Source organism: Citrobacter sp. CK181 (assembly GCF_030333595.1).
GTDB lineage: Bacteria > Pseudomonadota > Gammaproteobacteria > Enterobacterales > Enterobacteriaceae > Citrobacter_B > Citrobacter_B koseri.
The window spans coordinates 296,868-320,861 of sequence record NZ_JAOWFN010000013.1; the positions used below are offsets into that span (position 1 = coordinate 296,868).

Consider the following 23,994-nt stretch of genomic DNA (forward strand, 5'->3'; position numbering starts at 1 on the left):
CGTGAAGATCTGCTTAGTTGATGAAACAGGCGCCAGAGACGGCGCCTTATCTGTTATTGCCGCCCGCTGGGGGTTAGAGCATGACGAAAACAACCCGATGGCGCTGGTGCTGACGACTGCGCATCTGGAGCTGCGTAAGCGCGATGAGCCGAAGCTTGGCGGCATCTTTGTCGATTTTGTCGGCGGGGCGATGGCCCATCGCCGCAAGTTCGGCGGCGGTCGTGGCGAAGCGGTCGCGAAAGCGGTCGGCATTAAAGGCGATTACCTGCCGGATGTGGTCGATGCGACGGCGGGACTGGGGCGCGATGCTTTTGTGCTGGCTTCCGTGGGGTGTCGAGTGCGCATGCTGGAGCGCAACCCGGTGGTCGCGGCGTTGCTGGATGACGGTCTGGCGCGCGGGTATGCTGACCCGGAAATCGGCCCGTGGTTGCAGGAGCGCTTGCAGTTGATCCATGCCTCCAGCCTGACGGCGCTGACGGATATCACGCCGCGCCCGCAGGTGGTTTATCTCGATCCGATGTTCCCGCATAAGCAGAAAAGCGCATTGGTGAAAAAAGAGATGCGGGTGTTTCAGTCGCTGGTCGGGCCGGATCTTGATGCCGATGGTTTGCTGGCGCCAGCGCGCCAGCTGGCGACCAAACGGGTCGTGGTGAAGCGCCCGGATTACGCGCCACCGTTAGCGGATGTCGCCACGCCGAACGCGGTTGTCACCAAAGGCCACCGGTTTGATATTTATGCCGGTACGGCGTTGGTGGAGTAACGAATTGCCCGATGGCGCTTCGCTTATCGGGCCTACGGTTCAGTGCAGGGTACGCCGCCATCCGGCAAGGCTGACTAAACAAACGGCGCCAGCGGATCGGCAATCTCAAACGCCACGGCTCTGTCGGCCTTCGGTGGATAGATCAGCTCGCTGACAATCGACAGCTTGAGTTTTTTCGCTTCCGCACGCGTCAGTTTTACCTGCTGATCCCAGCCTTCGGTGTAGACCGCGCCCCATGCGCCAAGATCCAGACAGGTGACATAGTTTTCCTGACGATACGGCAGAGGAGCGACCTCCAGCAGGTCAGCGGCCGCGTTATTCCCGGCAAACTTGCCCAGCAGAATCGCGTGCTGGCAGGTCATTAACGCATGATTGCCTTTGTCATCGGTTGCGGCGTACGCCACATCGCCAGTGGCATAAATGTCATCGTGACCCACCACCTGAAGCTGAGCGTTCACATGTAAACGCCCCTGACGGTCGCGCGGAGCGTCAATCTGCCCGGTCAGATCGTTCGCCTGAACGCCGACGGTCCAAATGACGGTTTGCGACGCGATGGTTTGCCCGTCTTTCAGCGTGATGCCCGTTGCGTCCACGCTTTCCACTTCCGTATTCACCAGCCACTCCACGCCCAGCTCTGCCGACGCTTCGATAATCACGTTGCGCAGTTCTTCGCTGTAGCGAGCGCCAGGCTGGGGGCCGCGTTCAACTACGACTACTCTGGTCTTAGCATCAGCGCCGAGAATATCACGCAAACGGCCAGGCAACTCCAGCGCCATCTCGATCCCGGTAAAGCCGCCGCCGCAAACAACAACGGTATTGCGCGCGGCGCTTTCTTCTTTGTTCGCCAGATCCTTCAGGTGCTGCTCCAGTACGGCGGCGCTTTCCAGTTGATCCAGATCGAACGCATGCGCATCTGCGCCCGTTACGAGTGAACGGTTAACGTGGCTGCCGCTTGCCAGAATCAAACGGTCGTAGCGATGCAAGTGCGTTTTGCCGGAGGCATCCGCCCAGCTCACCTCTTTTGAGTCGGGAAGGATCTGCGCAACCGTCCCGCGCAGGAAGTTGACGCCGGTTTCGTCGAACAGCGGTTGCAGGGGAGCGACCAGCGTCTGGACGGCATTTTCATAAAAGCGAGGGCGTACGCGAAGTTCGGGTTGTGGGGCGATAACGGTGATATCAATTGTGTCATTCTGGTGTTTATCTGCCAGACGGGCGGCGCTCAGCGCGGCCCACATCCCGGAAAAACCTGCACCAACGATCAGAATTTGTTTACGCATTTAGGTTGCACTCAATGTTAACGATGAAGTTATTTACTAGGATTTTATTAGTCGTAGTTAATGAATGCAATGTCATTTGTGCGATCCGGTGGAAAATGATCCAGATATGGTAGTTATCATTATGATAAATAATGAATTAAATTTTAATTTCTAATGTGCTGTGGTTCTCTGTCTGGCAAGCGCCTGTCGAAAAAGCTACAATAACTCAGAATTATTTTGGCTGAGATAAGAGCATGGCATTCTACAGTTCCGGGGTTGAGTACGGCATCCATAGCCTGATGTGTATGGTGGACAGCAAAGGCGACGCCCGCGATATGAGCGTTCGCGAAATTGCTGACCTGCAAAGCGTGCCCTACGACTATCTGGCCAAGATTTTTACCCGTCTGTCGAAAGCGGGCCTGGTGCGCAGCATCGAAGGCAAAGGCGGTGGTTTTCAGCTCGCCAGGCCTGCTGAACACATCACGGTGCTGGATGTGGTCAACGCCATTGACGGTGACAAGCGCATCTTTGAATGCCGTGAAATTCGCCAGCGTCTGGCTGTTTTTGATGAGCAACCTCCGGCGTGGGCCTGCGAAGGTATCTGCGGCGTGCGCTCGGTAATGGACATGGCGCAGCAGCGTATGGAAGAAGCGTTAGGGCAGCATACCATTCTCGATCTGGCGCGTAAGATGTACCGCAAAGCGCCAGAGACCTTTGTGGTTGAAGTGCAGGAATGGATTGACGCGCGTAAAGGGTAAATGCCCGAACGCAGGCCGGATGCGGCTATGTCCGATAGCGCTGTGCTTATCGGACTATGTTGCGATTAGACTGTTTTGAAAAGATTAACCATCTCTGGATTACGCTCTATCACCCGAAGAACCTTAAGATAAGTTCCGGTAGGGATACGCCTCTTCTGCTCCCAGGCCTGAATCAGGGAAGATGAGACGCCTATTGCCTGTGCAAACTCATTCTGCTTCATATTGGCTTTCTTCCTGATAGCTTTGACATCTGGAAGTTCATATCGGGTGATTCGGGCAGCAGGTTTGCGACCCTGGCTGATTTCAACGGCCTCGCTTGCAGATTCCATCAGATCTTTAAAGAAATCGTTCATAACGAGCCCTCTTTTAGTTGGTGAATGATGGATTTGAGGGCGTTTTTTTCTTCGCCGCTCAGACTATCCTTTTTGTTCTTAGGGTAAGCCATGAAAAGCCAGATACGCCCTTCGCTATTTTGAAAATAGTAAATACTACGAATCCCGCCGCTTTTTCCCTTACAGTGGCTTGCTGGAGCAAAACGAACTTTCCTGCAACCACCTGTACCCTGAATTAAATCACCTTCCAGCGGGTTTATAATGAGCATTTCCTGAAATGCGCGATATTCATCCTCGGTGAGCAGAGCTTCCCGCTGGCGGGCAAAGACAGAAGTCTCAATAAATTCAATGTAGTTCATGGTCATGTCCGTCCATGATGACCTGTTTGTTTAAATTATACTCTTACATAGTAAGAGTTAACAGATAAAAAAAACCGCGATGTTACTCGCGGTCAGAACTAAAAGTTGACGCTTATTTACTGCTATCCGGCGTATTAATCATCCGGTTCAACCACGGCACCATAATCGCCATCACAACGGTGACCGCCAGTGTGACGAGGCCTATTTTGCTGAACACGCCGGTGTAGATAGGCAGCGTCTGGAGCGGGTCGGTGATATTTTCCGGTACGGCGGTGAAGGTTGCGACATAGCCGCCCAGCAGGAAAGCCGCCGCCTGCGTCAGGAACCACATCCCGAGAATAAAGCCCATCAGGTGCTGAGGCACCAGCGCGGCAACCATCGCCAGCCCCAGGGCGCTAATCAGCAACTCACCCAGACTCTGGAACAGGTACACCAGCACGATAAACCACGGTGAAGTCAGCCCCTGCGCATCGGCGAACCACATGCCTGCGGCGGCGGCGGTCAGAAAGCCCAGCGAACAGAGGAACATGCCCAGCGTAAACTTCATCGGCATGGTCAGATCTTTGCCTTTGCTCCCCAGACGCGTGTAAATCGCCGCCAGTACCGGACTGGCAACCACCACCCAGAATGGGTTCAGCGCCTGGAAGCTGACCGGGTTAATGGTAAAACCGAGAATATCGTGATGTACGTTATTGATTGCGAAGAAATTCAGCGATGTAGGCATCTGTGCGTACAGAATATAAAACAGCACCGCTTCAAGCATCAGGATAAAAGCGACGAACATTTTGTTGCGTCCGGTTTTATCCAGACGAAACGCTTCACGGAAGAAGAAAATGATGACCACAATCGACAGGACGATCAGCACCAGGTTGGCGATTTTTACGTTATGCATCAGCCAGGCGCAGAGGAAAATCATGGCGACGGTGCCGATCAGTACGGCGAGCAGATTACGGAAGCTCAGCGGCTTATGGTCTGGCTCTGAACCGATATCTTTCACCATGCCGCGACAGGCGAAGTAGACCAGCAGCGCGACAATCAGCCCTGCGCCGCACAGGTTATAGGTAACGGCATAGCCGAATTTGTCGGCGATGACCGGGGCGAGGGAGAGCGACAGCAGCGACCCGATGTTAATCGACATATAAAACAGGGTGAACGCGCCGTCCAGACGGGGGTCTTTGGGCAGGTAACACTTGGACAGCAGGCTCGCAGGGTTGGCTTTAAATAGCCCGTTACCGACGGCAATCGTCCCCAGCGCGATAAAAATCAGGTTCGGTTTCAGTAACGATAACCCGGTCATGAAGTAGCCGATCGCCAGGACAATCGCCCCCAGTACCAGGGTACGCTTAGTTCCCAGCAGGTGATCGCCAACGTAGCCGCCAATGGATATCAGGCCGTACACCAGTGCGGCAAATGCGCCAAAGGTGATAAATGCCTGTTCCTGAGAGAAGCCAAGCTGTTTAACAAAGAAAACCGCCAGGATGCCCTGGACGCCGTAATAGCCGAATCGCTCCCATAATTCTACAAAAAAGATCATGAAGAACGGACGGGGTTGCTGTAGCAAGCCCGTAGGTGCAGTTGTATTCATATTCCTTCGCCTTTCAATGCCATCCCGAAAAGTATGAACGCGTATGCCAAAACGCGCCGAAAAAGTCTGACTCTGTTATAGACTGCGGTCATTAACCGAATGAATAGATTATTATAGAGATGGTTTTCGATCTAATTAGTTGATCACACTAATTATGATTTGTGGTCTGGAATGTTGTACTGGAATGTGTTCGAGGGAAGGCATAAACAAAAACGCCCGCATTGGCGGGCGCTGTGTATATCGGGCTGATGAATGCCAGGCCGGATAAGGCGTCAGCCGCCATCCGGCACAACAGGAACTTACTCTTCTTCGTCGCGCAGCGGAACAATCAGCATGTCGACATGCACGGTATTAATCAGCTGGCGTGCTGAAGACATCAGTTTGCTCCAGAAGTCCTGATGATGACCACAAACGACCAGATCCATATCGTATTTTTTGATCGCGTCAACCAGTACCTGACCCAGATCGCCGCTGCCGCTCAGGGTTTCGGTGATAGGGTAACCGGCATTGGTGGAAAGTTCGGTCAGCGCATGGTGTGTTTCTTCAGAGATGCGTTTTTGCATATCGCCCAGATTCACGTCGATCAGGCCGGTGTACAGGTCAGAGTAATTGACATCAACGTGGATAAGAGAGACTTTCGCGTTGTAAGGACGCGCCATTGAAACCGCTTTTTCTACCAGAACTTTACTTTCCGGGGAAAGGTCAACCGCGATGAGAATGTGTTTGTAAGCCATAGTGTTACTCCTTCCATAAGTTGTCGATGACTAGCCAGCTAGCGTTTCTTGTGCCGCCGCGTCACCCGCGTCCTGCGAACTACAGCGCGGGGCTAGCCCAGCCGAGAAGTGAATGTAAAGACTATCCTTACATTATAGCGACCTGGATAATCCGTCAATCCGCCTTGCTTGCCAATCAGTTAAACAAAATTTTCAGTTAATTGCATTGATAGCGGTTAACCTTCTGGCAAAAAAATTAACTGATCTCCTACACTATTTAATAGAGCCGTTCGGATGCAGGGCACTGGCGTGAACGGTTTAGCAGGACTCTTTCACTGAACTGTCTGGCTGAGTATCGGGGGAGCGGTAGTCCCGGAGAGGAGCTCCGTGGGCGGGTCGCCGGGGAGGAGGTATGATAAGCACCGTCGCATTATTCTGGGCTTTATGTGTCGTTTGCATTGTTAATATGGCGCGCTATTTCTCATCGTTACGCGCGCTGTTAGTGGTACTGCGTGGTTGCGATCCATTGCTCTACCAATATGTGGATGGAGGTGGCTTCTTTACCTCGCATGGTCAACCCAACAAACAGATGCGTCTGGTGTGGTATATCTACGCGCAACGTTATCGCGATCACCACGATGATGAATTCATCCGCCGTTGTGAACGCGTTCGCGGCCAGTTCATCCTCACCAGCGCATTATGCGGTCTGGTGCTGATCAGTATGGTTGCGCTGTTGATTTGGCACTGAGCAAAAATAAAAAAGGCGAGGATATCCTCGCCTTTTTATCATCCGGCTCAGGGCGCAACTGTGAACCGGAGGTCTGAGATATTGTCCTGAATCGAGATAACTTTACCGCTATAAGAAATGCTCACCGCCCCGTTTTTATCTGGGCTGGCATTCGTAATAGTGCCAGTACCCTCAATGACGGGAGATTTCGTAGAGAGTTGCTGGATAATGTCTGTGTCTTTGCCCTCTAGCTTATTCGACAGATAATATCGGTAAATGGTAGGTACGGTTGCGCCACCCTGATGATTCACAGTCATGTACAGCCAGACGCAATCTGAAACTTGATAAACGCGCTGCAACTCGTCGTCACTGCGAGGGGCGGGCTGATGATTTAACCAGGCAAAACCTGTAACCACGATGAGAAGTACAAGCGTGACAAGCCGATGGAGCCATCTAATAGCCGTTCTGAATGGCATAGTCTATTCCTTCTCTGATATTGCGCTGATCCGTTGGGTCATCACCGTAAGGTGGTTTATCGTACCATTTACCCCATTCAGGTTTTGAAGTACCTGCGCGGTTCTGAGCCCAACCCCCGCCAATAAGGAGGATCTTTGCAGGAATGCCTGCAGCAGTCCCTGCGGCATCGAAGTTGAAATTGCCAAATGCTGCGAAATACGGATCGAATTTTTTATAATCCCATGGGCCGCCATTTCTGACTTTTTGATAGAACCAGTAGTAAGTAGAAGCCGTGGCCATATTACGAGACATTCCATTTTGGCGTGCTTCACGCATGTTGTTAGCTATAACAATTGAACCAGGGCCAGGGGTTGGAACGGAAGCCATACATCCTCCAGTGTTCGGTTTTAATCCTGCCCGGCATGATAGTTTCTCGTGTATCGATAATCTGAACAAAAAGTGTTCAGATTTTCCTAATGAAAGTAGAGAGTTAATAGAAAAACGGCGCATATAAAAAAAGCGGGTCAGTTTCCTGACCCGCTCAATACGGTTGATTCTGCATTCCTTTGCCTGATGGCGCGTCGCTTTAAGGCCTACGTGCTGCGTTTTTGTAGGCCGGATAAGGCATCGCCGCCATCCGGCACGGTCGCGCTTAGATAATCTTCAGCGAGATCCAGTACAGCACGCCGGACAGAATAATCGCCGCTGGCAGGGTAAACACCCAGGCCATCAGAATGCTGGTGACCGTTTTGCGCTGTAGACCGCCACCGTCCACAACCATTGTCCCCGCGACGGAGGAAGAAAGGACGTGCGTGGTGGATACCGGCATACCGGTGTAGCTGGCGAGACCGATAGAGACTGCGGCCGTCATCTGCGCCGACATCCCTTGCGCATAGGTCATGCCTTTCTTACCAATCTTCTCACCGATGGTGGTCGCCACGCGGCGCCAGCCGATCATGGTGCCAATACCCAGCGCCAGCGCGACGGCCATGATGATCCAGATCGGCGCGTACTCAATGGTGCTCAGCATATCGGTTTTCAGTTTTTTCAGCAGACGCTGGTCGTCATTGCTTACGCCAGGCAGCTTCACGACTTTATCGGTCGTGTCGGAGATGCACAGCATAATGCGACGCAGCTGGCTACGCTGGTCAACGCTTAACGTGTCGTAGCTTTCCAGATTCGCCAGCATACCTTTCGCGCGATCAAGCGCATTGATGGTATTCGCCGGGTGGCAATGGAACTCTGCGGGTTCTGTCGCGCCCGGTTCCGGTGCGGGAATCAGCTGATCCACGCCGGTGACTTTTTTCAGCAGATCAGGGTGCTGCTGGAAGTACGTTTCGACGTTGTTGATGGCGTCGCGGGTACGGGTAATTTCATAGCCGGATGCGTTCATATTGACGACGAAGCCCGCAGGCGCCACGCCAATCAGAACCAGCATGACCAGACCAATGCCTTTCTGACCATCGTTAGCGCCATGAGAGAACGCCACGCCGATAGCCGAGAGGATAAGTGCGATACGCGTCCAGAATGGCGGCTTTTTCTTACCGTCTTTCTTTTCACGTTCAGCAGGGGTCAGGTGGATACGTGCGCGCTTTTTAGTGCCGCTCCAGTAGCGACGCAGCAAAAAGATCAGACCGCCAGCAAACACCAGGCCTACGATAGGGGAGACAATCAATGACCCAAAGATATTGATAACTTTAGGTATATTTAGCGCATCCACCACTGAAGTGCCGGTCATCATTGCATTGGTTAAACCGATACCAATGATGGCGCCAATCAGCGTATGGGAACTGGAGGCAGGCAGACCAAAGTACCATGTACCGAGGTTCCAGATAATGGCCGCCAGCAACATAGAGAACACCATAGCGAGGCCATGTGCGGAACCCATGTTAAGCAGCAAATCCGTAGGCAACATATGCACGATGGCATAGGCTACACTCAGACCGCCCAGTAGAACGCCAAAGAAGTTAAAGACCGCAGCCATAACAACCGCCAGTTGCGAACGCATCGCACGGGTATAAATCACGGTTGCCACTGCGTTGGCTGTATCATGGAAGCCGTTAATCGCTTCGTAGAACAGCACAAAAGCCAGAGCAAGCAATAATAAAAGCCCGGTATGTAAATCCAGGCCAGCAAACAAATGTAGCATAGGACGTTACGCCATTTTGAGGACATGAACGCGGCGCATTATCAGTGACTTTCGCGGCGCGGGCAAAGTGAAATATAGACTTTTTTTGATATAACGCCTGCTTAATGTCATGCCACTAAAGAATTATCTTATAGAATTCAATTAAATACTCATATCCATCGATTTTGGCGCTGGTGCGACCACTGAGGAATCTTTACAATTCACGCCCTGTTTTCAGAGAGGATCGCAAAGTGGAAAGGTTTGATGCCGTTATTATAGGCGCTGGCGCGGCGGGTATGTTCTGTGCGGCGCAGGCCGGTCAGGCGGGGCGCCGCGTGCTGCTCATCGATAATGGTAAAAAACCGGGGCGTAAGATCCTGATGTCCGGCGGCGGGCGCTGCAACTTCACGAATCTGTATGTCGAACCTGCTGCCTATCTGAGCCAGAACCCCCATTTCTGCAAATCGGCGCTGGCGCGTTACACCCAGTGGGACTTTATCGATCTGGTGGGCAAACACGGCATCGCCTGGCATGAAAAGACGCTCGGCCAGCTGTTCTGCGACGACTCTGCGCAGCAAATTGTCGATATGCTGGTGGCGGAATGCGCAAAGGGCAACGTGACGATGCGTCTGCGCAGCGAAGTGCTCAGCATTGCGCGTGATGACGAAGGGTTTACCCTGGAACTGAACGGCATGACGGTCGCGGCGAAAAAAGTGGTGATCGCCACGGGCGGTCTCTCCATGCCGGGTCTGGGCGCGTCGCCGTTGGGTTATAAAATTGCTGAACAGTTTGGTCTGGATGTCCTGCCGACCCGCGCCGGGCTGGTGCCCTTCACGTTGCATAAACCGCTGCTGGAGCAGCTTCAGGTGTTATCCGGCGTTTCGGTGCCTGCGGTGATCGCGGCGCAGGACGGTACGGTATTCCGTGAAAATCTGCTCTTTACCCACCGTGGGCTGTCAGGCCCGGCGGTTTTACAGATTTCGAGTTTCTGGCAGCCCGGCGAATTTGTCAGCATCAATTTGCTGCCGGAGGTCGATCCTGATGATTTCCTCAATGAACAACGTTGCGCGCACCCGAATCAAAGCCTGAAAAATACGCTGGCGATGCAGTTGCCGAAGCGCCTGGTGGAATGTTTACAGCAGCTTGGGCAGATCCCGGATGTTTCCCTGAAACAGTTGAACGCACGCGAGCAGCAAGCGCTGATTGAAACGCTGACCGAATGGCGCGTACAGCCTAACGGTACGGAAGGCTATCGCACGGCGGAAGTGACGCTTGGCGGCGTGAACACCGATGAACTTTCTTCGCGCACGATGGAGGCCCGAAAAGTGCCGGGACTTTATTTTATCGGCGAGGTGATGGATGTCACCGGTTGGCTGGGGGGCTATAACTTCCAGTGGGCCTGGTCGAGCGCGTGGGCATGCGCGCAGGCGCTGAGCGAAGGATAACGGGTTTGCCCGACCAGAGAGCGGTCGGGCGCAGTTGTCAGTTCAGGCCAAGAAAATACTGGGCGATTTTAAAGTAGATAATCAGTCCGGTGCCGTCGATCAGCGTGGCGATAAACGGCGCAGAGACCACCGCAGGGTCGATGCCGATGCGCTTGAGCACCATCGGGATCACCGATGACACCACCGCGCTCCACAGCGTAATGCATACCAGCGTCAGGCTGACGATCAGCGTGATTTCCACGCCGATACCCATCATCCAGGCGCGCAGACAACCCGCCAGGCCTAGCGTTATGGCGATCAGCAGCGAGGTCGATGCCTCTTTGCGAATGACCCGCCCCATGTCGCGCAGCCGCACTTCGCCCAGCGCCATTGCGCGCACCAGCGTAGAGGTTATTTGCGTGCCGCTGTTGCCGCCGGTGCCAATCAGCAGGGGGATGAAGAAGGCCAGCGCAATCGCTGACTCCAGCGCCTCTTCGAAATGTTGCAGTACGCTACTGGTATAGGCTTCCGCCACAAACAGCAACAGCAGCCACACAGAACGTTTCTTCCACAGCGTCCACGGGCTGATGTCCAGATACGGTTTCTCCAGCGGCAGCGTCGCCCCCTGGCGCTGCACGTCTTCAGTGACGTCATCTTCCAGAAGATGGGCAATCTCTTTTTCCATCAGGCAGCCGACCAGCTCGCCTTTATCGACGACCGGCACCAGATCGAGCTGGCGTTCGGTCAGCTCGGCAATGATGTGTGGACGTTCGTCGTCGGGTTTGACGCGAAACAGGCAACTGTCCATTAAGGCGCGGATAGATTGCGCCGTGTCGCTTGCCTGCAAAAGTTTCTTGATGGATAAAACCCCGCGCAGCTGTTTTTCCGCAACCACAAACACCTGGCCGGGAATATCATCTGAGATGAGTTGCGACACAAAGAATTCACGCGCCTCATGAACGCTGAGATGATCCGGCAGCGTAATAAAATCGGTACGCATATATTGCGCGATAGCATCGCCGTCAAAAGCCGGAGCCGGGTGATGTGCGTTGCAAACGTGGATGGATGACATTGATGTAATTCCCTATAAAAAGCTCTCATAGGGGCGAACAAGACAGGATGAGCACAGGCAGATCCCTACGTCCTGGTTTTAGCACTGCACAACGTATCTGCCCGATAGTGATATCGTCAGAAGTTACCTTGGCAACACCTTGATTCGATGGATGCCTGTATTTCCCTGAGTGGTCTCTCTCGATACCAGCAGGGCGGTAACTTATATTTGTGCAGGAGCCTCGCCATAACGAGATCGATAAAATGAGCCGCCAGTATAGAGAATGTTAACCATTCACAATGTTTATAATTTAGATGGTTTATCAACGGTTGATATACCACATTGTCTCTCTGCCAATAAAAGCCAGCGAAACCCATTAAAGAATGAAGTGAATAGACATCACGGGTATTGGTGTTAGTATTTCATTGATAGTACATATGAGTATGCGTGTTTCATTTACGGCCAGGAACGCTGATGATGACAACATTAGTACCCGTTTTTCGAGCATTTCCGTCATTCACTTTCCTTTACGGCGAGCGCCGCGCTGACGCCTGCATGCCGTCTGGCCATTTTCTTTTTTTCCTTCTTATCCCGGATGGAATATCCCGCTGAACATGTGTTCGGGGGTGTTGTGACACGCATTGTTGGCTAACAGGGATCACGGCGGGTCGGATATGGACAAAATAAAGCGTCATCTGGTGTGGTGGAGTGTTGGCATCCTGGTGGCAATAGCAGCCGTAGCGTGGTGGATGCTACGTCCTGCTGGCGTACCGGATGGCTTTGCCGCCAGCAACGGCAGAATTGAGGCAACAGAAGTCGATATTGCCACCAAAATCGCCGGTCGAATTGACACCATTCTGGTGTCGGAAGGGCAGTTTGTGCGCCAGGGCGAGGTGCTGGCGAAGATGGACACCCGCGTGTTGCAGGAACAGCGGCTGGAAGCCATCGCGCAAATCAAAGAGGCTGAAAGCGCGGTTGCCGCCGCGCGCGCCCTGCTGGAGCAACGCCAGAGCGAAACGCGCGCCGCCCAGTCGGTGGTGAAGCAGCGTGAAGCCGAGCTGGATTCGGTCTCCAAACGTCATGTGCGTTCCCGCTCGCTGTCGCAGCGCGGTGCGGTTTCCGCTCAACAGCTGGATGACGATCGCGCCGCTGCCGAAAGCGCTCGCGCCGCGCTGGAATCCGCCAAAGCCCAGGTCTCTGCGACGAAAGCGGCGATTGAAGCGGCCCGCACCAGCATTATTCAGGCGCAGACCCGCGTAGACGCGGCGCAGGCTACCGAACGACGCATTGTGGCGGACATCGATGACAGTGAATTAAAAGCGCCGCGAGATGGCCGCGTCCAGTACCGCGTTGCCGAACCGGGAGAGGTGCTGTCTGCGGGCGGCCGGGTGCTGAATATGGTCGATCTCAGCGATGTCTACATGACCTTCTTCCTGCCGACCGAGCAGGCCGGCCTGCTGAAAATTGGCGGAGAAGCGCGCCTGGTGCTGGATGCCGCGCCCAGCCTGCGCATTCCGGCCACCATCAGTTTTGTCGCCAGCGTCGCGCAGTTCACGCCGAAAACCGTCGAAACCAGCGATGAACGGCTGAAGCTGATGTTCCGCGTGAAGGCGCGTATCCCGCCAGCGCTGTTACAGCAGCATCTGGAATACGTGAAAACCGGTTTGCCGGGTATGGCATGGGTGCGGCTGGATGAACAGCGCCCCTGGCCTGACGATCTGGCGGTGAGGCTACCGCAATGACGAACCTGGCGCGTCTTCCCATTCCTCCCGTGGCGCACCTTGACGGCGTGAGTCAGCATTACGGGGCAACGGTGGCGCTGAACAACATCACGCTGGATATCCCCGCTCGCTGTATGGTGGGGCTGATTGGCCCGGATGGCGTCGGTAAGTCGAGCCTGCTGTCGCTTATCTCCGGCGCGCGCGTTATCGAGCAGGGCAATGTGCGGGTGCTGGGCGGCGACATGCGCGACGCGACGCACCGCCGCGATGTCTGCCCACGGATAGCCTGGATGCCGCAGGGGCTGGGAAAGAACCTCTACCATACGCTGTCGGTGTATGAGAACGTCGATTTCTTCGCGCGTCTCTTCGGGCATGATAAAGCGGAGCGTGAAGCGCGAATTACCGATCTGCTGAACAGCACCGGGCTGGCGCCGTTTCGCGATCGCCCGGCGGGGAAGCTTTCGGGCGGCATGAAACAAAAACTGGGGCTGTGCTGCGCGCTGATCCATGACCCGGAACTGCTGATTCTTGATGAGCCTACCACCGGGGTCGACCCGCTTTCCCGCGCCCAGTTCTGGGCGTTGATCGACAGCATTCGTCAGCGACAGACTAACATGAGCGTGCTGGTCGCCACGGCCTATATGGAAGAAGCCGAGCGTTTCGACTGGCTGGTGGCAATGAACGCAGGTGAAGTGATGGCGACGGGCAGTGCGCAAGAACTGCGGGACAAAACCGGCAGCGCCACGCTGGAGCAGGCGTTTATCGCCCTGTTGCCAGAGGCGCAGCGCCAGGCGCACAAACCCGTTGTTATCCCGCCTTATGATGCGACGCAGGAAGAGATCGCCATTGAGGCGAAAGATCTGACCATGCGGTTTGGCAATTTCGTCGCCGTCGATCACGTCAATTTCCGCATCCCGCGCGGAGAGATTTTTGGTTTTCTGGGATCGAACGGCTGCGGCAAGTCCACCACCATGAAAATGCTCACCGGGCTGCTGCCTGCCAGTGAAGGGGAAGCCTGGCTGTTCGGACAATCTGTTGACCCGAAGGATATCGAAACCCGCCGCCGGGTGGGTTACATGTCGCAGGCGTTTTCACTCTACAGCGAGCTGACCGTGCGGCAAAACCTGGAGCTACATGCCCGCCTGTTCCACATCCCGGACGCAGAGATTCCGCAGCGCGTAGCGCAGATGAGCGAGCGTTTTATGCTCTCTGACGTCGAAGATATGCTGCCGGAGGCGCTGCCGCTCGGTATTCGACAGCGCTTGTCGCTGGCGGTGGCGGTGATCCATCGCCCGGAAATGCTGATTCTGGATGAGCCGACCTCCGGCGTGGACCCGGTTGCCAGGGATATGTTCTGGCAGTTGATGGTGGATCTGTCGCGCCAGGATAAGGTGACCATTTTTATCTCCACCCACTTTATGAACGAAGCGGAACGCTGTGACCGCATGTCGCTGATGCACGCCGGAAAGGTGCTTGCCAGCGGCACGCCGCAGGAACTGGTAGAGCGGCGGGGCGCTGCCAGTCTTGAAGAGGCGTTTATCTCCTGGTTACAGGAAGCCGCAGGGCCAGCGCCAGTATCACCGCTGCCGCCAGCGGACGCGCCAGACGTGCATAAAACGAGTAAACCGCCGCGCCAGGGCTTTAGTCTGCGACGCCTGTTTAGCTACAGCCGTCGTGAAGCGCTGGAGCTGCGCCGCGATCCGGTGCGGTCAACGCTGGCCTTGCTGGGGACGGTCATTTTGATGCTGATCATGGGCTACGGTATTAGCATGGATGTGGAAAACCTGCGCTTTGCCGTGCTCGATCGCGATCGGACCGTCAGCAGCCAGGCCTGGTCGTTGAACCTGGCGGGGTCTCGCTATTTTATCGAGCAGCCGCCGCTCACCAGCTATGACGATCTTGACCGGCGTATGCGCTCGGGCGAGGTGGCGGTCGCGATAGAACTTCCGCCCAATTTTGGACGGGATATCGCCCGCGGCACGCCGGTGCAGATTGGCGTGTGGGTGGATGGCGCAATGCCCAGTCGCGCGGAAACGGTAAGGGGATACGTACAGGCGATGCACCAGAGCTGGCTACAGGATGTGGCGAGCCGTCAGCCGAATGCCAGCAGCCAGGGCGGGCTGATGACTATTGAAACACGCTATCGCTACAACCCGGATGTGAAAAGCCTGCCAGCGATTGTGCCGGCGGTGATTCCGCTGCTGTTGATGATGATCCCGTCGATGCTCAGCGCCCTGAGCGTGGTGCGTGAAAAAGAGCTGGGATCGATTATCAACTTGTATGTGACGCCGACCACCCGCAGCGAATTTTTACTCGGTAAACAGTTGCCGTACATCGCGCTGGGGATGCTGAACTTCCTGTTGCTCTGTGCGCTGTCGGTGTTTGTTTTTGGCGTGCCGCATAAGGGCAGCTTCCTGACGCTCACCCTGGCGGCGCTGCTTTACGTCACCATCGCCACCGGGATGGGGCTGCTGATTTCGACGTTTATGAAAAGCCAGATCGCCGCGATTTTCGGCACCTCGATCATTACGCTGATCCCGGCGACGCAGTTCTCCGGGATGATCGACCCGGTGGCGTCGCTGGAAGGGCCGGGGAGATGGATCGGCGAGATCTACCCGACCAGCCATTTTCTGACGATCGCGCGCGGTACGTTCTCGAAAGCACTGGATCTGATGGATCTCTGGCCGCTGTTCGTGCCGTTGGCGATCGCCATTCCGCTGGTGATTGGCCTGAGCGTATTGCTGCTGAAAAAACAGGAGGGGTGATGCGCCGATTACGCAATATTTATAACCTCGGCATCAAAGAGTTACGCAGCCTGCTGGGGGATAAGGCAATGCTGACGCTGATTGTCTTTGCCTTCACGATTTCGGTGTACTCCTCTGCCACCGTTCTGCCGGGTTCGCTGCACCTTGCGCCAATCGCGATTGCCGATATGGACCAGTCTCAGCTGTCGAATCGCATTGTGAACAGCTTCTATCGCCCGTGGTTCCTGCCGCCGGAGATGATCACCGCCGATGAGATGGACGCCGGACTGGATGCCGGACGTTACACCTTTGCTGTCAATATTCCGCCCAATTTCCAACGGGATGTGCTGGCGGGGCGGCAGCCGGATATTCAGGTGAACGTCGATGCGACGCGCATGAGTCAGGCGTTTACCGGCAACAGCTATATCCAGAACATCATCAGCGGCGAGGTGAACAGCTTTGTGGCGCGTTACCGCGACAATAGCGAGCCGCTGGTCTCGCTGGAAACCCGGATGCGCTTCAACCCGAATCTGGACCCGGCATGGTTCGGCGGCGTAATGGCGATTATTAATAACATCACCATGCTGGCGATTGTGCTGACCGGCTCGGCGCTGATCCGCGAGCGGGAGCACGGGACGATTGAACACCTGCTGGTGATGCCGATCACCCCGTTTGAGATCATGATGGCGAAGGTCTGGTCGATGGGGCTGGTGGTGCTGGTGGTTTCCGGGCTGTCGCTGATGCTGATGGTGAAGGGGGTACTCGGCGTGCCGATTGAGGGCTCCATTCCGCTGTTTATGCTGGGGGTCGCGTTAAGCCTGTTCGCCACCACGTCTATCGGGATTTTTATGGGCACTCTGGCGCGTTCGATGCCGCAACTGGGGCTGCTGATGATTCTGGTGCTGCTGCCGTTGCAGATGCTCTCCGGCGGTTCCACGCCGCGTGAAAGTATGCCGCAGATGGTGCAGGACATCATGCTGACGATGCCGACCACTCACTTTGTCAGCCTCGCGCAGGCGATACTTTATCGCGGCGCCGGGTTTGGCATCGTCTGGCCGCAGTTTCTGACGCTGCTGGCGATCGGCAGCGCTTTCTTCCTGATAGCACTGCTGCGTTTCAGAAAGACGATTGGCACGATGGCGTAAACATTATTGCCGGATGGCGGCTGCGCCTTATCCGGCCTGTGAACTACCAACGGAAACGGACGTAGGCCGGGCAAGCGAAGCGCCCCCGGCAACGAAACGGGCAATCACTCTTCCTTCGGCAAACACTGCAAATGACCGTGGCGCACGCCGCGCTGGGCGATGACGTCATCGGCAAAATGCTGAACGTCGCCCATATCGCCTTTCAGTACGGCGATCTCCAGACAGTCGTCGTGATTAATGTGTACATGCAGCGTCGCCACCGACAAATCATGGTGATGATGCTGAGTGGAAACGATGCGGCTGGCTAAATCGCGTTTCTCATGCTCATAAACATACGAGAGCACCGCGAAGCCCTGGGTGCCGTGCTCCTGCGTGGCCTCCTGCGCCAGCGCGCCGCGCAGAATGTCACGAATCGCTTCGGAGCGGTTGTTGTAGCCCCGGCGCTGGCTCAGGCTATCCAGCGTTTCGAGTAAATCGTCATCGAGAGTAATAGTGACACGTTGCATCTGAATTAAACCTTTTCTGTCGCGCGACGGCGCACGGGAAATGCGGGAAGTACCGCATTTTGTAACACACGCCCGGCGTCAGAGGAAAAGGTTAATGTGTCACCTACGGTTCGCGTCTCAACAATCTGCCCTTCATCCATCACCATTACCCGGTGGCAAAAACGTTCCACCAGACGTAAATCGTGGGTGATAAACAGACAGGCGGTGCCGAACTGCTGTTGCAGCTTTTTGAGCAGACGAATGACGCCCGCCTGCAATACCAGATCGAGGTTGGAGACCGCTTCATCCAGAATCAGTAATTTGGGTTCGACCGCCAGCGCCCGCGCCAGGCAGACGCGCTGTAATTGCCCGCCGCTCAGCTGTGGCGGACGTTTATCCAGAAGCGTGTCGTCCAGATCCACCGCCCGCAGCATCTCGCTGGCGCGCGCGATTTGCTCGGCTCTGGAAAGCGACAGCAAATGGCGCATCGGTTCACGCAGGATCTCGCGTACGGTTTTACGCGGGTTTACCGCGCTGATTGAGTCCTGAAACACCATCTGGATATCACGGCGAAACGCTTTTTGTCTGGCCCGGTTAAGCGTGGAGAGCGGCTCGTCCTGCCAGCAGACGCGGCCCTGCGTCGGCGATTCCAGCCCGACCAGCAGGCGGGCAAGCGTGCTTTTCCCGCATCCGCTACGCCCCAATAACGCCACGGTTTCGCCGCTTTTCAGGCTTAATGACACCTCTTTCAGCACCGTGTGATGCTGATGTTTGCCGCTGAGGTTAGCGTGCGCGTATTGATGGGAAATACCGCTTACCGTCAGTAACGTCATGAGGCTAACTCCATACCGTACAGCGCGAGATGCGCCGAAACCAGATTACGCGTCACGCTATGCTGCGGGGTGCGGAATAACGTTTCAACGTCACCCAGTTCTACGATCTTGCCGTTGTCCATTACTGCCACATCGTCCGCCAGTCGCGCGACGACGCCCATATCATGAGTGACCAGCAGCATACCGGGCGCGCGGCTGCGCATAATGCTTTCCAGGAGATCGAGGATTCGTGCCTGGGCGACCACATCCAGGTCGGTTGTTGGTTCGTCCGCGATGATGAACGGCGCGTCACACAGCAGCGCCATCGCAATCATCATGCGTTGCAGCATGCCGCCGCTCATCTCGAACGGGTAAAGCTTCAGTACCCGCGCGGCATTTTCCAGACCTACCGCCTCCAGTGCCGCGATAAGCGTGGCGTCATCCGCCGGTTTACCTGCCGCCAGGCAGGTTTCTTTTGCGTGGGCCGCCATCGTGTGCAGCGGATTAAAGGCGCTGCGCGGGTTCTGCATGATGGTCGCGACCTTAATTCCACGCAGCTTGCAGGGGGAAATCGGCTGACCATCGGCCAGAATGGCGCCCGCTGTCTGACGCACGCCTGCGGGCAGGATGCCCAGCGTCGCTGCGCAGGTCAGCGATTTACCGCTGCCGCTGCCGCCTACCAGCGCCAGTACGCGCCCACGCCTGAGCGCTAACGACACGCCGTGCACCAACGGTCTGTCTGCTTGCAACACAATGTTTTGTAATTCAATTTGTTGTGGCATCAGTGGGCATGCTCCGTCACCAGATGAGGGTCGAGGTGATCGCGCAGGGCGTCACCCACCATGTTAAAGGCCATCACGCTGATAAACAGCGCCAGTCCCGGCCAGAACATCTGTAGCGGCTGAGTCCAGATATACTGGCGCGCATCGTTAATCATTACGCCCCATTCCGGCGTTGGCGCAGTGACGCCGAGGCCGAGGAATGACATCCCGGCGACGTGCAGCATCATATGGCCGATATCCAGCGTCGCCAGCACGAGCAGGGAGGGGATCACCGCCCCGGCCAGGTGGTCGATAAACACGCGCACATGCCCGGCGCCGGAAAGGCGCGAGGCGAGCACAAATTCACGCTGGCGCAGGGAGATCACCAGGCTGCGCACCATCCGCGCATACCAGGCCCAGTGCGACAGGGCGATTGCGATGATGACGTTGGTCAACCCCGTCCCCAACACGCCCACGAGGAAAAAAGAGAGGATGGAGGTCGGGAACGTCATAAAGATATCCGCGACGCGCATGGTGAACTGATCGACGCGACCGCCCATCAGCCCGGCGCTGCCGCCGACGATCAGCCCCAGCGCTAACACCAGCAACAAACAGGCGATTACGGAACCGAGCGAGACGCGGGTTGCCGCCAGCAGGCGGGAGAAAATATCGCGCCCCAGATGGTCGGTGCCCAGCCAGTGCTGGCTGTCCGGCGACAGTAAACGTGACGGTAAATCAATCGCCTGCGGATCGTACGGCAACCACCACTGGCTGGTGAGCGCGATGATCGCCAGCAAAGCGATAATGAGGAGCGCCAGGCGCACCGGCCAGCGTGCAGAGAGAAAAAAATTCACGAATGCGCTCCTTCATGGCGACGAATGCGCGGGTCCAGCGCGGCGTTCAGCAGGTCAACAATCAGGTTACAGACCACGAAAACCACCACCATAATGAGCGTAAAGCACTGAATGACCGGGTAGTCGCGGTTAAAAATGGCTGACACCGCATAGCGCCCGACGCCCGGCCAGGCGAAGATGTTTTCGATAATCATCGTGCCGCCAATCAGTTCGCCAATGTGCATCCCGACGGCGGTAATCATGGGTAGCGACGCGTTACGCAGAATATGGCGGCGCTCGGTTTGTTTCGCGTTCAGGCCGCGCAGACGCGCCCATGTGACGTGGCGCTGACCGGCGACTTCCAGCATGCTGGCGCGCAGCAGGCGGGCGTTAATCGCCAGCGACATAAACGCAATCGACACCGCAGGCAGAATGATGTGCTGCCAGCCGCCGTAGCCCATTGCCGGTAGCCACTTTAAATACACCGAGAAGAACATCACCAGCAGGAAGGCGAGCCAGAAGTTGGGCATTGATACGCCGAGAAACGCGATCAGCCGCACGATGAAGTCCGGCAGACGGTCACGATGGCGCGCCGCCCAGATCCCCAGCGGTACAGACGTGAGCAGGATCAGCACCAGCGCCGCGCCCGCCAGCTGTAGCGTGGCGGGCAGAAAGTTCAGTACGTCCTCCAGCACCGGGCGCTGAGTGGCGAAAGAGATGCCAAAATCCAGATGCAGCGCTTTCCACAGCCAGGAGCCGTACTGTACGACCAGCGGTTGATCCAGCCCCAGCATAACCCGTGTGGAGGCGACCATCTCTGGCGTTGGCGGTAAGTTAGAGAGCCGCAGATAGTCGAGCGCCGGGTCGCCGGTGCCCATGCGCAGCATCAAAAAGATAATCACCGACGCGGCGAAAATCATCGGGATCAGCAGCAAAATGCGCCGCACAATATAACGCAGCATCAGGGTTTCACCGGGTTGATCTGTTCAAATGGGATCTCGGAGGTGATGGGCGCATAAGGAATTTTCCCCAGCTCGGGTTTCGCCACCACCATCATCGACATATAGCTGATGGGCAGATACACCGCATCGTTATGCAGACGCGTCAGGATGTCGCGATACAGAGACTTACGCTGCGCCTCATCGGTGGTGGTGAGCACCTCGCCAATTTCTTTATCAATTTGCGCTTTGTCCGGCAGCCCAAGCTGCGCCTGATAATCGGCGTGGGACGGTACGCGCATTGAGCTCATAAACGCATGCGGATCGTATGGCGCGCCCCAGGTGCGGGAGAAAATCATCCCGAAACGGCCATCGCGCATACGGGCATAAATACTGCTCTCTTCCTCGCCTACCAGCGACACATCGACGCCCACTTTGCGCATATCGGCCTGGATGATTTCCGCCATTGATTTGCTCAGCGCGTCGGTGCCGATATAGGCCAGCTCAACGTGCAGCGGCTGACTGGCTTTTTCACGAATGGTTTTCCCGGCAGGCAATGTCCAGCCCGCTTTTTCCAGCAGCGCATTAGCCTGTTGGGGATCGTACTGGCGTGGTTTCAGGCCAATGTCGGCGTAAGGCACGGAGGGGGCAAACAGCGTATCGGCGATCTGCTGGGTGCCGTACAGGGCATTATCGATCAGCGATTTTTTATTTACCGCATAGTTCAGCGCTTCACGCACCGCCAGCTCGTTGGTTGGCGCTTTGGCGGAGTTCAGCGCCAGCATGACGGTCTCAACCGGCGCGGAAAGCTGGGTACGGTATTCCGGCGTCTGGCTGAAACGGGCGAAGGTATCGAGCGGCAGTAGTCCTTCATTGCCATACAGCAGGTCAATATCGCCGGTCTCAAAGGCTACCGCGCGGGTCGTCGGGTCCGGGATCACTTTAATCGTTATCTGGCGGATCGCAGGTTTTTCGCCCCAGTAGTGGTCATTGCGTACCAGCACGTCGTACTGGTTGAGCTTCGACGCTTTCAGAACCCACGGCCCGGTTCCGACAGGCGCTTTAATGCCGTTCATCGTTTCGTTGTTTTTAAACTGGGACGGGGCGATAAAGCGGAAAGGACGCGGCAGGGCGAGTTCTTGCAGGAAAGGATAATAGGCGCTTTTCAGGGTGATTTGCAGTTCGGTTTTACTCAGCGCTTTGACGTCGGTGATTTGGTTCGTCAGCTCCAGCCAGGCATGGCGCTGGCGGTTATCAAGCACCGCGCGGAAGTTCTCTGCTGCGGCCTGGGCGTCAAACGCTTCGCCGTTAGAGAAGGTTACGTCATCGCGCAGCGTAAACACCCAGGTTTTGCCATCTGCCGAGTGGGTCCAGCTTTTTGCCAGCCAGGGTTTTACTGAACCATCCGCCTGATACTTCACCAGCGGTTCATACACCATGCTCTGGGCGAACATCTGGTTAGGCGTATAAAGGTGCGGGTTTAGCGGCCCTACGTTTACCGGCCATGCGGTGGTGATCTCGTCAGGTGCGGCGGCATGCGCGAGGAATGACGCACAGGCCAGCAGCGCAAAAAGTGTGCGGCGTAGTCTGGACAAAATGGTGGCCCCGATTAAAAAGAGGTACGACTAAATGAGTATGACGATTCTAAAGATTCATCATACTTTTGACGTGTTCTGGATCAATAGTTGGGCGGTCAAAGGGGGAAGGTATACGAAAATCATATGGTAGCGGATGTTTTCTATGAGGAGATTATTTCACTCTGAAATATTGTTCCGTTCACTTTAGGTTCAGCATTTATCTGGAGCCTCGTCACCTGTGAACGTGCAAGGGAGGCTCGCCGCCGCCTCCCTTGCAACCCTGGCTCTCCGGCAAGGAAAATCGCCGCTGCGCGGTTTATTCGCCTTATTCCGTCTGCCTTTCGGGTCGGGGCCGAGCCTGCATTCCGGCAGGCCGTCCCCTCCGCCCGCGTCCCTGCGGGCGGACCCGGTCAGCCGTCAACGTCTCATCGATTTTCAGCCGGAACAGGGGCATTGCTGCAATGCTCTGATTTTCAGTTGCACCGGTTTTGCTGTTAAAAAAACAAACCGTGGAAATGGTCAGGTGTGGGCGGGTCCGGCTGAAAATTGCCGACGTGTTTCCGTAAGGCCGGAGGAACCCGCATGGATGCGGGTTCAGGGCGCGTTTTGCAGGGACGCTACCTCGCGCCCGCCCCGGTAGCCTGAAGGAATAAGCGGAGGGTATTGCGAAGCAACAATTTTCCTGCCGGGAGCGGGGATTGTTAAGGGGGCAGCGATAGCCCCCTTAACGCGTTCACGGGTGATGAAATTCCAGAGAAATGCTGAACCTAAAGTGAACGGAATCACGCGTCAGAATGAAATGTTCTCCGTAAAGATTTAACGGCAGGCATGACATACAAATTTACGCGATGGATTCCAGGCGCTGCACGCAATCGGCGGTCAGCGTGAACGGTGTCGGCGTGCAGACCGCCAGACTCAGGGTATCGAGCTGGCACTGGCTGACCGACAACGCCGAGTTGAGCGTGCTGTCCACGCTGACGATTTGCCAGGCGCTGCCGCCGCGCTGTTTTACGATAGCCTCTTTGCGCGTCCAGATGCGCCAGAACGCCGTCAGCTGTTGTTCGGGATGTTCGGCTTCTACTTCCGCATGTTCGCCAAGGCTGAACACCGCGTTGGCCAGCGACCGCCAGTTATCTCGCGGGCGGATCACTTCAATGTCGCAGCCGACTTCGCCCTCGTCGCTCAGCAGCAGGGCGATATCGTCCCCGCTATGACTCAGGTTAAACCAGAGCCGGGTGTCAGGAGAAAAAGCAGGTTTTCCCTGTTCGCCATACACAATCTCCGGCAATGGCGAAAGGGCATGGGAAAGCAGTACGCGACCGGCCAGCCAGCGCGCGCGGCGAGCGCCCTGCGGCGCCTGTGCGTACAGTGGCGACGGCAGCGCGCCTGTGCTCAGTGTCGAAACTTTTCCCAGAACAATCCGGTACAT

At 56.0% G+C, this 23,994-nt stretch carries 23 protein-coding genes and 1 riboswitch; of the genes, 7 read left to right on the plus strand and 16 right to left on the minus strand.

Features of this window, described 5'->3' with window-relative positions; all coding sequences use genetic code 11:
* The first annotated feature begins 1 nt into the window (after nucleotide 1).
* Nucleotides 2-760: a 16S rRNA (guanine(1516)-N(2))-methyltransferase RsmJ gene (rsmJ, locus tag OGW17_RS12720; protein ID WP_286452219.1), complete on the plus strand. Its 759-nt coding sequence runs from the start codon at nucleotides 2-4 to the stop codon at nucleotides 758-760.
* 74 nt (nucleotides 761-834) lie between these two features.
* On the opposite strand, the gene OGW17_RS12725 is transcribed toward rsmJ, so the two are convergent.
* Nucleotides 835-2,037 carry an NAD(P)/FAD-dependent oxidoreductase gene (locus OGW17_RS12725; protein WP_071259286.1) on the minus strand — a complete coding sequence of 401 codons (1,203 nt, stop codon included), beginning with the start codon at nucleotides 2,035-2,037 and terminating at the stop codon, nucleotides 835-837.
* 233 nt (nucleotides 2,038-2,270) lie between these two features.
* Between OGW17_RS12725 and OGW17_RS12730 the strand changes: the two genes are divergently transcribed.
* A complete protein-coding gene (locus OGW17_RS12730) occupies nucleotides 2,271-2,774 on the plus strand; it encodes an RrF2 family transcriptional regulator (RefSeq protein WP_012135633.1) in 504 nt (167 codons plus the stop codon).
* Between the two features lie 65 nt (nucleotides 2,775-2,839).
* Here the strand turns inward: OGW17_RS12730 and nadS are convergent, their stop codons facing one another.
* From nadS to uspA, 4 genes are all read right to left on the minus strand, one after another.
* Nucleotides 2,840-3,127, minus strand: coding sequence for a NadS family protein (gene nadS / locus OGW17_RS12735; RefSeq protein WP_058668245.1), 288 nt, complete (start codon nucleotides 3,125-3,127; stop codon nucleotides 2,840-2,842).
* Nucleotides 3,124-3,465 (minus strand): type II toxin-antitoxin system RelE/ParE family toxin, encoded by a 342-nt coding sequence (locus OGW17_RS12740; protein WP_048902455.1) that lies wholly within the window; start codon nucleotides 3,463-3,465, stop codon nucleotides 3,124-3,126. The genes nadS and OGW17_RS12740 overlap by 4 nt, the downstream gene beginning before the upstream one ends.
* A gap of 112 nt (nucleotides 3,466-3,577) precedes the next feature.
* On the minus strand, nucleotides 3,578-5,050 hold the full coding sequence (dtpB, locus tag OGW17_RS12745) for a dipeptide/tripeptide permease DtpB (protein ID WP_047460450.1): 1,473 nt from the start codon (nucleotides 5,048-5,050) through the stop codon (nucleotides 3,578-3,580).
* A gap of 299 nt (nucleotides 5,051-5,349) precedes the next feature.
* Nucleotides 5,350-5,784: a universal stress protein UspA gene (uspA, locus tag OGW17_RS12750; RefSeq protein ID WP_000323571.1), complete on the minus strand. Its 435-nt coding sequence runs from the start codon at nucleotides 5,782-5,784 to the stop codon at nucleotides 5,350-5,352.
* Nucleotides 5,785-6,175: 391 nt separating this feature from the next.
* On the opposite strand from uspA, the gene uspB reads away from it, so the two are divergent.
* Nucleotides 6,176-6,511, plus strand: coding sequence for a universal stress protein UspB (uspB, locus tag OGW17_RS12755; protein WP_012135627.1), 336 nt, complete (start codon nucleotides 6,176-6,178; stop codon nucleotides 6,509-6,511).
* A gap of 47 nt (nucleotides 6,512-6,558) precedes the next feature.
* On the opposite strand, the gene OGW17_RS12760 is transcribed toward uspB, so the two are convergent.
* The 3 genes from OGW17_RS12760 to pitA all read right to left on the minus strand — a co-directional run bounded on the left by OGW17_RS12760 (nucleotide 6,559) and on the right by pitA (nucleotide 9,095).
* Nucleotides 6,559-6,966: a hypothetical protein gene (locus tag OGW17_RS12760; protein WP_071259288.1), complete on the minus strand. Its 408-nt coding sequence runs from the start codon at nucleotides 6,964-6,966 to the stop codon at nucleotides 6,559-6,561.
* The gene (locus OGW17_RS12765; protein ID WP_286452223.1) at nucleotides 6,944-7,333 is read right to left on the minus strand and encodes a polymorphic toxin type 44 domain-containing protein; all 390 of its coding nucleotides are present in this window, start codon (nucleotides 7,331-7,333) and stop codon (nucleotides 6,944-6,946) included. Before OGW17_RS12765 ends, OGW17_RS12760 begins: the two co-directional genes overlap by 23 nt.
* Nucleotides 7,334-7,598: 265 nt before the next feature.
* Complete coding sequence (pitA, locus tag OGW17_RS12770) at nucleotides 7,599-9,095, minus strand: inorganic phosphate transporter PitA (protein WP_012135626.1); 1,497 nt, start codon at nucleotides 9,093-9,095, stop codon at nucleotides 7,599-7,601.
* A gap of 230 nt (nucleotides 9,096-9,325) precedes the next feature.
* On the opposite strand from pitA, the gene OGW17_RS12775 reads away from it, so the two are divergent.
* Nucleotides 9,326-10,519 carry a BaiN/RdsA family NAD(P)/FAD-dependent oxidoreductase gene (locus OGW17_RS12775; protein WP_047460455.1) on the plus strand — a complete coding sequence of 398 codons (1,194 nt, stop codon included), beginning with the start codon at nucleotides 9,326-9,328 and terminating at the stop codon, nucleotides 10,517-10,519.
* A gap of 37 nt (nucleotides 10,520-10,556) precedes the next feature.
* On the opposite strand, the gene OGW17_RS12780 is transcribed toward OGW17_RS12775, so the two are convergent.
* Nucleotides 10,557-11,570, minus strand: coding sequence for a magnesium transporter (locus tag OGW17_RS12780; protein ID WP_071259292.1), 1,014 nt, complete (start codon nucleotides 11,568-11,570; stop codon nucleotides 10,557-10,559).
* A 56-nt stretch (nucleotides 11,571-11,626) separates the two neighbouring features.
* A riboswitch (M-box (ykoK) riboswitch) is annotated at nucleotides 11,627-11,810 on the minus strand.
* Nucleotides 11,811-12,223: 413 nt separating this feature from the next.
* Here OGW17_RS12780 and OGW17_RS12785 point away from each other — a divergent pair.
* The 3 genes from OGW17_RS12785 to OGW17_RS12795 are packed head-to-tail and all read left to right on the plus strand — an operon-like array spanning nucleotide 12,224 to nucleotide 17,159.
* Nucleotides 12,224-13,291, plus strand: a complete 1,068-nt coding sequence (locus OGW17_RS12785) for an HlyD family secretion protein (protein WP_012135621.1) — start codon at nucleotides 12,224-12,226, stop codon at nucleotides 13,289-13,291.
* Nucleotides 13,288-16,035, plus strand: coding sequence for a ribosome-associated ATPase/putative transporter RbbA (rbbA, locus tag OGW17_RS12790; RefSeq protein ID WP_071259295.1), 2,748 nt, complete (start codon nucleotides 13,288-13,290; stop codon nucleotides 16,033-16,035). Before OGW17_RS12785 ends, rbbA begins: the two co-directional genes overlap by 4 nt.
* Complete coding sequence (locus tag OGW17_RS12795; RefSeq protein WP_012135619.1) at nucleotides 16,035-17,159, plus strand: ABC transporter permease; 1,125 nt, start codon at nucleotides 16,035-16,037, stop codon at nucleotides 17,157-17,159. The genes rbbA and OGW17_RS12795 overlap by 1 nt, the downstream gene beginning before the upstream one ends.
* Before the next feature lie 104 nt (nucleotides 17,160-17,263).
* Here the strand turns inward: OGW17_RS12795 and nikR are convergent, their stop codons facing one another.
* The 7 genes from nikR to acpT all read right to left on the minus strand — a co-directional run bounded on the left by nikR (nucleotide 17,264) and on the right by acpT (nucleotide 23,994).
* On the minus strand, nucleotides 17,264-17,665 hold the full coding sequence (gene nikR / locus OGW17_RS12800; RefSeq protein ID WP_012135616.1) for a nickel-responsive transcriptional regulator NikR: 402 nt from the start codon (nucleotides 17,663-17,665) through the stop codon (nucleotides 17,264-17,266).
* A 5-nt stretch (nucleotides 17,666-17,670) separates the two neighbouring features.
* Nucleotides 17,671-18,477: a nickel import ATP-binding protein NikE gene (nikE, locus tag OGW17_RS12805; RefSeq protein WP_012135615.1), complete on the minus strand. Its 807-nt coding sequence runs from the start codon at nucleotides 18,475-18,477 to the stop codon at nucleotides 17,671-17,673.
* The gene (nikD, locus tag OGW17_RS12810; RefSeq protein WP_047460472.1) at nucleotides 18,474-19,238 is read right to left on the minus strand and encodes a nickel import ATP-binding protein NikD; all 765 of its coding nucleotides are present in this window, start codon (nucleotides 19,236-19,238) and stop codon (nucleotides 18,474-18,476) included. The genes nikE and nikD overlap by 4 nt, the downstream gene beginning before the upstream one ends.
* Nucleotides 19,238-20,071, minus strand: coding sequence for a nickel ABC transporter permease subunit NikC (gene nikC / locus OGW17_RS12815; RefSeq protein WP_012135613.1), 834 nt, complete (start codon nucleotides 20,069-20,071; stop codon nucleotides 19,238-19,240). Before nikC ends, nikD begins: the two co-directional genes overlap by 1 nt.
* Nucleotides 20,068-21,012, minus strand: a complete 945-nt coding sequence (gene nikB, locus OGW17_RS12820; RefSeq protein ID WP_012135612.1) for a nickel ABC transporter permease subunit NikB — start codon at nucleotides 21,010-21,012, stop codon at nucleotides 20,068-20,070. Before nikB ends, nikC begins: the two co-directional genes overlap by 4 nt.
* Nucleotides 21,012-22,586, minus strand: coding sequence for a nickel ABC transporter substrate-binding protein (gene nikA, locus OGW17_RS12825; RefSeq protein WP_071259298.1), 1,575 nt, complete (start codon nucleotides 22,584-22,586; stop codon nucleotides 21,012-21,014). Before nikA ends, nikB begins: the two co-directional genes overlap by 1 nt.
* Nucleotides 22,587-23,406: 820 nt before the next feature.
* On the minus strand, nucleotides 23,407-23,994 hold the full coding sequence (gene acpT, locus OGW17_RS12830) for a 4'-phosphopantetheinyl transferase AcpT (RefSeq protein WP_012135610.1): 588 nt from the start codon (nucleotides 23,992-23,994) through the stop codon (nucleotides 23,407-23,409).

What these genes read in the sequence shown, in the direction of transcription:
- OGW17_RS12765 (WP_286452223.1), bottom strand. Translation starts at nt 7,333, where the DNA reads ATGGCTTCCGTTCCAACCCCTGGCCCTGGTTCAATTGTTATAGCTAAC.
- pitA (WP_012135626.1), bottom strand. Translation starts at nt 9,095, where the DNA reads ATGCTACATTTGTTTGCTGGCCTGGATTTACATACCGGGCTTTTATTA.
- uspA (WP_000323571.1), bottom strand. Translation starts at nt 5,784, where the DNA reads ATGGCTTACAAACACATTCTCATCGCGGTTGACCTTTCCCCGGAAAGT.
- nikB (WP_012135612.1), bottom strand. Translation starts at nt 21,012, where the DNA reads ATGCTGCGTTATATTGTGCGGCGCATTTTGCTGCTGATCCCGATGATT.
- nadS (WP_058668245.1), bottom strand. Translation starts at nt 3,127, where the DNA reads ATGAACGATTTCTTTAAAGATCTGATGGAATCTGCAAGCGAGGCCGTT.
- OGW17_RS12795 (WP_012135619.1), top strand. Translation starts at nt 16,035, where the DNA reads ATGCGCCGATTACGCAATATTTATAACCTCGGCATCAAAGAGTTACGC.
- dtpB (WP_047460450.1), bottom strand. Translation starts at nt 5,050, where the DNA reads ATGAATACAACTGCACCTACGGGCTTGCTACAGCAACCCCGTCCGTTC.
- OGW17_RS12780 (WP_071259292.1), bottom strand. Translation starts at nt 11,570, where the DNA reads ATGTCATCCATCCACGTTTGCAACGCACATCACCCGGCTCCGGCTTTT.
- nikR (WP_012135616.1), bottom strand. Translation starts at nt 17,665, where the DNA reads ATGCAACGTGTCACTATTACTCTCGATGACGATTTACTCGAAACGCTG.
- OGW17_RS12730 (WP_012135633.1), top strand. Translation starts at nt 2,271, where the DNA reads ATGGCATTCTACAGTTCCGGGGTTGAGTACGGCATCCATAGCCTGATG.
- acpT (WP_012135610.1), bottom strand. Translation starts at nt 23,994, where the DNA reads ATGTACCGGATTGTTCTGGGAAAAGTTTCGACACTGAGCACAGGCGCG.
- nikD (WP_047460472.1), bottom strand. Translation starts at nt 19,238, where the DNA reads ATGCCACAACAAATTGAATTACAAAACATTGTGTTGCAAGCAGACAGA.
- OGW17_RS12725 (WP_071259286.1), bottom strand. Translation starts at nt 2,037, where the DNA reads ATGCGTAAACAAATTCTGATCGTTGGTGCAGGTTTTTCCGGGATGTGG.
- uspB (WP_012135627.1), top strand. Translation starts at nt 6,176, where the DNA reads ATGATAAGCACCGTCGCATTATTCTGGGCTTTATGTGTCGTTTGCATT.
- nikE (WP_012135615.1), bottom strand. Translation starts at nt 18,477, where the DNA reads ATGACGTTACTGACGGTAAGCGGTATTTCCCATCAATACGCGCACGCT.
- OGW17_RS12740 (WP_048902455.1), bottom strand. Translation starts at nt 3,465, where the DNA reads ATGAACTACATTGAATTTATTGAGACTTCTGTCTTTGCCCGCCAGCGG.
- OGW17_RS12760 (WP_071259288.1), bottom strand. Translation starts at nt 6,966, where the DNA reads ATGCCATTCAGAACGGCTATTAGATGGCTCCATCGGCTTGTCACGCTT.
- OGW17_RS12785 (WP_012135621.1), top strand. Translation starts at nt 12,224, where the DNA reads ATGGACAAAATAAAGCGTCATCTGGTGTGGTGGAGTGTTGGCATCCTG.
- rbbA (WP_071259295.1), top strand. Translation starts at nt 13,288, where the DNA reads ATGACGAACCTGGCGCGTCTTCCCATTCCTCCCGTGGCGCACCTTGAC.